The organism is Deltaproteobacteria bacterium, from assembly GCA_016219225.1.
Taxonomy (GTDB): domain Bacteria; phylum Desulfobacterota; class RBG-13-43-22; order RBG-13-43-22; family RBG-13-43-22; genus RBG-13-43-22.
Genome location: JACRBX010000118.1, coordinates 1 through 5461, shown reverse-complemented (window position 1 = coordinate 5461; position 5461 = coordinate 1). Strand labels below are relative to the sequence as shown.

6 protein-coding genes are annotated in these 5461 nt (G+C 52.3%); 5 read left to right on the top strand and 1 reads right to left on the bottom strand.

Features of this window, described 5'->3' with window-relative positions; translation table 11 throughout:
* Positions 1–188: 188 nt before the first annotated feature.
* Positions 189–1520: an insulinase family protein gene (locus tag HY879_10635; protein ID MBI5603802.1), complete on the bottom strand. Its 1332-nt coding sequence runs from the start codon at positions 1518–1520 to the stop codon at positions 189–191.
* Positions 1521–1701: 181 nt separating this feature from the next.
* Here HY879_10635 and HY879_10630 point away from each other — a divergent pair, with 181 nt between their 5' ends.
* The 5 genes from HY879_10630 to HY879_10610 form a co-directional block, all read left to right on the top strand.
* Positions 1702–2172, top strand: coding sequence for a CBS domain-containing protein (locus HY879_10630; GenBank protein MBI5603801.1), 471 nt, complete (start codon positions 1702–1704; stop codon positions 2170–2172).
* A gap of 117 nt (positions 2173–2289) precedes the next feature.
* The gene (gene phoU, locus HY879_10625) at positions 2290–3018 is read left to right on the top strand and encodes a phosphate signaling complex protein PhoU (GenBank protein ID MBI5603800.1); all 729 of its coding nucleotides are present in this window, start codon (positions 2290–2292) and stop codon (positions 3016–3018) included.
* A gap of 195 nt (positions 3019–3213) precedes the next feature.
* Entirely contained in the window at positions 3214–4188 is a 975-nt protein-coding gene (locus tag HY879_10620) for a DctP family TRAP transporter solute-binding subunit (GenBank protein ID MBI5603799.1), read from the top strand.
* 115 nt (positions 4189–4303) lie between these two features.
* Positions 4304–4783 carry a TRAP transporter small permease gene (locus HY879_10615; protein ID MBI5603798.1) on the top strand — a complete coding sequence of 160 codons (480 nt, stop codon included), beginning with the start codon at positions 4304–4306 and terminating at the stop codon, positions 4781–4783.
* Positions 4780–5461 (top strand): TRAP transporter large permease subunit (locus tag HY879_10610; GenBank protein ID MBI5603797.1); only part of this gene is annotated, 682 nt, incomplete at its 3' end. The genes HY879_10615 and HY879_10610, both read left to right, overlap by 4 nt.

Here is a 5461-nt window from a genome sequence, read left to right as displayed (position 1 = left end):
GCCCGTAGTAGGACGGTCCTCATATCAGTTTAATTTTTAAAATAATGTCGGAAACTTCTCCGTCATTCCGGCGAACCCCGGATCAGGTCCGGGGCAGGCACCGGAATCCAGGAGGTATTCAGAGACGAAAAAAGACTCTGGATTCCGGCTTTCGCCGGAATGACGAGATATAAAGTGTTACAGTTTTTCTAACGGGTCGGCACCAAAATGCCAACGGTTTTATATTTATCTTTGAAATAGGTTTGATAGACCCTTAACAGGTCATCCTTTTGGACGGCTTTGATCCCGGGTAAAAATTTATTCAGGTCCTTCCAGCTTCCCAGGGTTTGATATTTTCCCAAAAGGTTTCCTTGAAAAAAGATGGAATCCTGGGCAAAGATAAATCCTGCTTCGATCTGATTCTTGGCCCTTTCAATTTCTTCCTGGGAAGGGGGGGTTTTTTCCCATTCCGCTAACTCTTGAAAAAGTCTCTCTTCAAGCTGGTCCGGGGTGTGACCGGGCATGGCCTGGGCATAGAGTAAAAAGAGAAAAGGGTCACCGGACTGGAACCGATAATCCGCCCCGGCCTCCAAAGCTTTCTGTTCCTGGTAAACCATCTTTTGGTGCATCCGGGAACTTTTACCTTCGGCCAGAATTTGGGACATGACCTCTAAGGGGAATGCATCCGGATGGGGGAAGGACGGGACATGGTAAGCCAGGAGGACAAACGGCAATTGTACCTCCTCCCGACGGAGTACGATCCGCTTATCGGCTTCCTGGGGGGGTTCTTTAATCATCCGAAGAGGTGGGGCGGTTCCGGCAGGGATCCGGCCAAAGGTCTTCTCGATTCCGGAAAGGACCTTCTCTTTATCAAAATCGCCGGCCACGACCAGGGTGGCATTGGCCGGTTGGTAGTAGTTCCGGTAGAAGGATAGAAAATCGGCGCGGCTAAGGCCATCCAGGTCTTCCATCCAGCCGGTTACCGGCCATTTGTAGGGATGAGACTTGAAGGCCGTCCCGATGACTTCTTCCACCAGGGAGGCGGTTGGATCATCTTTAATCCTTAACCGGCGTTCCTCCTGGACCACTTTTCTTTCGGTTAAAAATTTTTCTTCATCGACCGACAGACCGGTCAGGCGGTCGGCTTCCAGATCCAGGGCAATATCCAGGCGGTCGGAGGCCAGGTTTTCATAATAAGCCGTATAATCACGGTTGGTAAAGGCGTTGTCCTGTCCGCCGTTTTTTTGAATAATACGGGAATACTGCTTGGGCCCGTATTTTTTCGTACCCCGGAACATCAGGTGTTCGGTAAGATGGGCCAGACCCGATTGCCCCAGGGGTTCATTCCTTGAACCCACTTTATACCAGACCTGAACGGTAACCACCGGGGCTTTGGAATTGGGTAGTAAAAGGACCTGTAACCCATTGGATAATCGCAATTCAGACACGGTTTCGAGCCCTTGGGCCTGGGGCCGGGAAACCGCTCCCAGGAGCAAAAGGCCCAGGGAAATAGCCGAGACCAAAAAAGTAAATCGATTCATTCCTTACCCCTGCTTGACAATTATTTTTTATTGAATTATACCATAAATAACCCTTTGCTTGACAAGATCTATTTTAGAGTATAAAAAATATTTTTAAGATGACCTTCGGCTCCTCTAATGAAATCTTGGCCGATATCAAAATCTTGACCGATCCGATCCTTAACTTAAGGAGGCAAATATTATGCCATTAGAAAAACAAGTTTGGGATGTAATAGAATCGAATTATAAAAGTGTGACCCCCGAAACGCCCCTGAAAGAAGCCTGCGCCATTTTGACCGGTCAGGGCAAGGGAAAGCCGGAAACCTTAGGTTTGGTGGTTATGCGGGCTTCGGGCGAGTATCTGGGTCTTTTGACGGTTAAAGATATTTTAAGATATGTGCTTTTCCTTCATAACCGGTCCCGGGTGGAATCGAAAGGCGAAGATTGGCTTACCCATCTCCGTGATCAATGTGCGGATGAATCTTTAGTAACGGTCAACGATGTCCTGGTTCGCTATGATCTCTCCGTACACGCCAATCAAAAATTGCTTGAAGTGATACAAATTATGAACGAACAGGATGTGGAGCTGATACCGGTCTCGGACGTTGGGAAGATTATCGGAGTGGTTCGAAGTATAGATGTATTGGCCGAGATAACGCGTTTGGTTAAATAGTGCGGATGAAGCGGTCAGCCTTCAGCTTTCAGCAAAACCCATTACCTATAACGGGTTGGCTAGATGCTGATGGCTGACTGCTGAAAGCTTTAAAAGAAAGGACCCCGGCAGTGATTTATGCAACGCTCCCATATCAATACAAAATATGATGAAGAGTTAAGTTTACTGAAACAACGGATCCTGCGTATGGGGGAGCTGGTAGAAAATAATGTTGTCTCTGCCATAAGTTCGGTAATCAACCGGGATCATGAATTGGCTCAGACTATCATTGAGTCCGACCGAAAGATCAACGAACTGGAAGTCGACACGGAAGAAATGTGCCTGCGGGTCATTGCCCTGCGCCAGCCGGCCGGCCGGGATTTACGGTTTATTTCAACGGCCATGAAAGTGACCACTACTTTGGAACGGATGGGGGATTTAGCGACCAATATCGCCAAAAGGTCCGTTGAGATGATTGAAGAACCCCGTATCGGAGCCTGTTTGCACCTTCCGGTTATGGCGGAAGCCACTGAGGATCTGGTCCGCCGTTCTTTAGAGGCCTTCGTCAACGAGGACGTCGAAATGGCCCTCGAAGTTTGCCGGGATGATAGCTATGTGAATGAAACCTATAAAAGAATAATTGAAGAACTTCTCAAAATGATGGGAGAGAAATCCATCCTTATTCCCCGGGCCATGAAGATTATGTTTGTGGCCAAATATCTGGAACGCATTGCCGATCATGCCGTTCATATGTCCGAGATGGTCGTCTTTATGGTCGTCGGCAAGATCATCCGCCATCAGGAGAAAACTCTGGATTACCTGGACGAAGAATTTCATAAAGGCCTGAATGCCAACCCCTCTCGATAGCCCCCTCGTAAAACCAGTCTACATCATTTTTATTGGGTGGCCCGGACAATGACCTGTCAGAAGCGAACCTTTATGGCTCAAGCGAAGAATTCCGAACTCGGGATTTTTCTCGAAAGAGGTTAAAGCAATTTCTGCCGGCTAAAAACAGGTGATCGAATCGCTCACCTATTAAAAACAAATGAAGGAGGAAATACTATGCGTTCACGGATGATGGCAATTTTATTGGCTTTGAGTTTGGTGGCCTTCGCAGGGTCGGCCTGGGCTATTACCCAGATCAACATCGCTACAGTTACCAACCCGGACTTGGTTCACACCAAGGCGGCCAACTGGTTCAAGCAAAGTGTGGAAAAGGCCCTGCCCGGCAAAGTCAGCGTGACTGTTCACCACTCGGCCGTATTGGGCAGCGAGACCCAGGTTTTGCAGCAGATCCTGTTAGGCACCACCCAGATGGCGGTCTGCACCACCGGACCCATCGAGGCCTTCGTGCCCGAGATCAAGGCCCTGGAAATGCCCTTTGTCTTCTCTTCTTATGAGGCGGCCGACAAGGTGCTGGACGGGCCTGCCGGTCGGGAGCTGGCCAAAAAGTTTGAAAAATCCGGGTTCGTGGCCCTGGCCTTTCTGGACAACGGTTTCCGCAATCTCACTAATTCCAAGCGTCCCGTAAAGACACCCGAAGAGGCTAAGGGGCTGAAAATCCGAACCATGGAAGCCCCGACCCATCTGGCGATCTGGCGGGCCATCGGGGCCAACCCGACGCCTATGGCCTGGCCCATCTTCACCCAGCTTCAGCAAGGCGTCATCGACGGCCAGGAGAACCCCATCGCCGTGATCTATGCCGCCAAACTGGTCGAAGCCGGGCAGAAATATCTGACCCTGACCCGTCATGTCTATTCGGCCCTGGTTTTCGTGGCCAACAAGGCCTTCATAGACGGCCTGTCTCCCCAGGAACGCAAGGTGATTACCGACAACGCCCGGGCGGCGGCCCTTCAAGGGCGCCAGTTCATCCGGGGCAACGAGGCCAAACAATTGGCCGAGCTCAAGGCGGCCGGCATGCAGGTGGAAGACAAGCCCGACTTAACAGCCTTTCGCAAGGCCACGGCCCCGGTCATCAACTCGGCCACCGGCGACACCAAAAAACTGTTGGAGCAGATCGAGCAGACGGTGAAGTAGTAACTACAGGCGATAGGCAAGGGGCTATAGGCGAAAGGCATTAAAAAAACCTGGCCTATTGCCTATTGCCTATAGCCTATCGCCCCATCATTATTCCAAACAGGCAGGAGTATCTATGCCGGTGTTACAGCGGTTAAGTTCGGCCATTAACGCCGTGGTGGAAAAAGTGCTTTTTTTCATCGGGGCGGCCATTTGCCTCATTTTATTCGCTCAGGTCATCTCCCGTTATGCCGGGGCCTCCCTGGGCTGGTCCGAGGAAGTGAGCCGGTACCTTCTGGTGGCCATCACCTTTTTAGGTGGCTCGGTGGCTTACAAACGAACCAGCTTTATCGGTTTGAAAGGGTTTGGCCACGGCCTGGGACCGGTCATTCAACGGGCCATCGTAGTCTGCTTGCAGAGCTTGACCCTGGCCTGTTTCTTCCTTATCGCCTGGTTCGGGACGGCCTACACCTTCAAGGCCTGGGAACAGACCTGGTCCTCTTTGCCGTTTCTTCCCATGTCGTTGCCCTATGCGGTGATCCCGGTCGGGGCCCTCATTTTTATCATTCACGTCTTGGCGGATATCTTCAAGAAGCCGGAAAGAAAACCTTCATGATCATTGTCCTCCTGTTCGGGGCTTTGTTCCTGCTGATCGCCCTGGGCCTGCCCATTGCCCTGGCCATCGGCCTGCCGGCCATCGGTTTCATGCTGGCCCCCGGGGTCTTTCCCGCCAGCGTTCATCTGTCGGCCCTGGGTCAGACGATCATCCAACTGCTTTTTGCCGGCGTCGATTCCTTCGATCTTTTGGCCATACCGCTCTTCATGCTGGCCGGGGCGATCATGGAGACCGGCGGGATTTCCCGCCAGCTTATCGATTTCTCGGACAGCCTGGTGGGTTGGGTACGGGGCGGGCTGGCCTGTGCCGTGGTGGTGGCCTCTATGTTCTTCGCCGGTATCTCCGGTTCGGCCGCGGCCGACACGGCCGCCCTGGGGGCCATCGCCATACCGGCCATGATCCGTCAGGGCTATCCGCCGGCCTTCTCGGCGGCCCTGGTGGCGGCTGGAGGGTCCATCGGCGTTGTCATCCCCCCTTCCATTCCCATGGTCATTTTCGGTTTCCTGACCAATGTCTCCATCGCCAAACTTTTCGCCGGCGTGGATTCCTTCGATCTATTGGCCATACCCCTCTTCATGCTGGCCGGGTCAATCATGGAAACCGGCGGGATTTCCCGCCAGCTTATCGATTTCTCGGACAGCCTGGTGGGTTGGGTGCGGGGCGGGCTGGCTTGTGCCG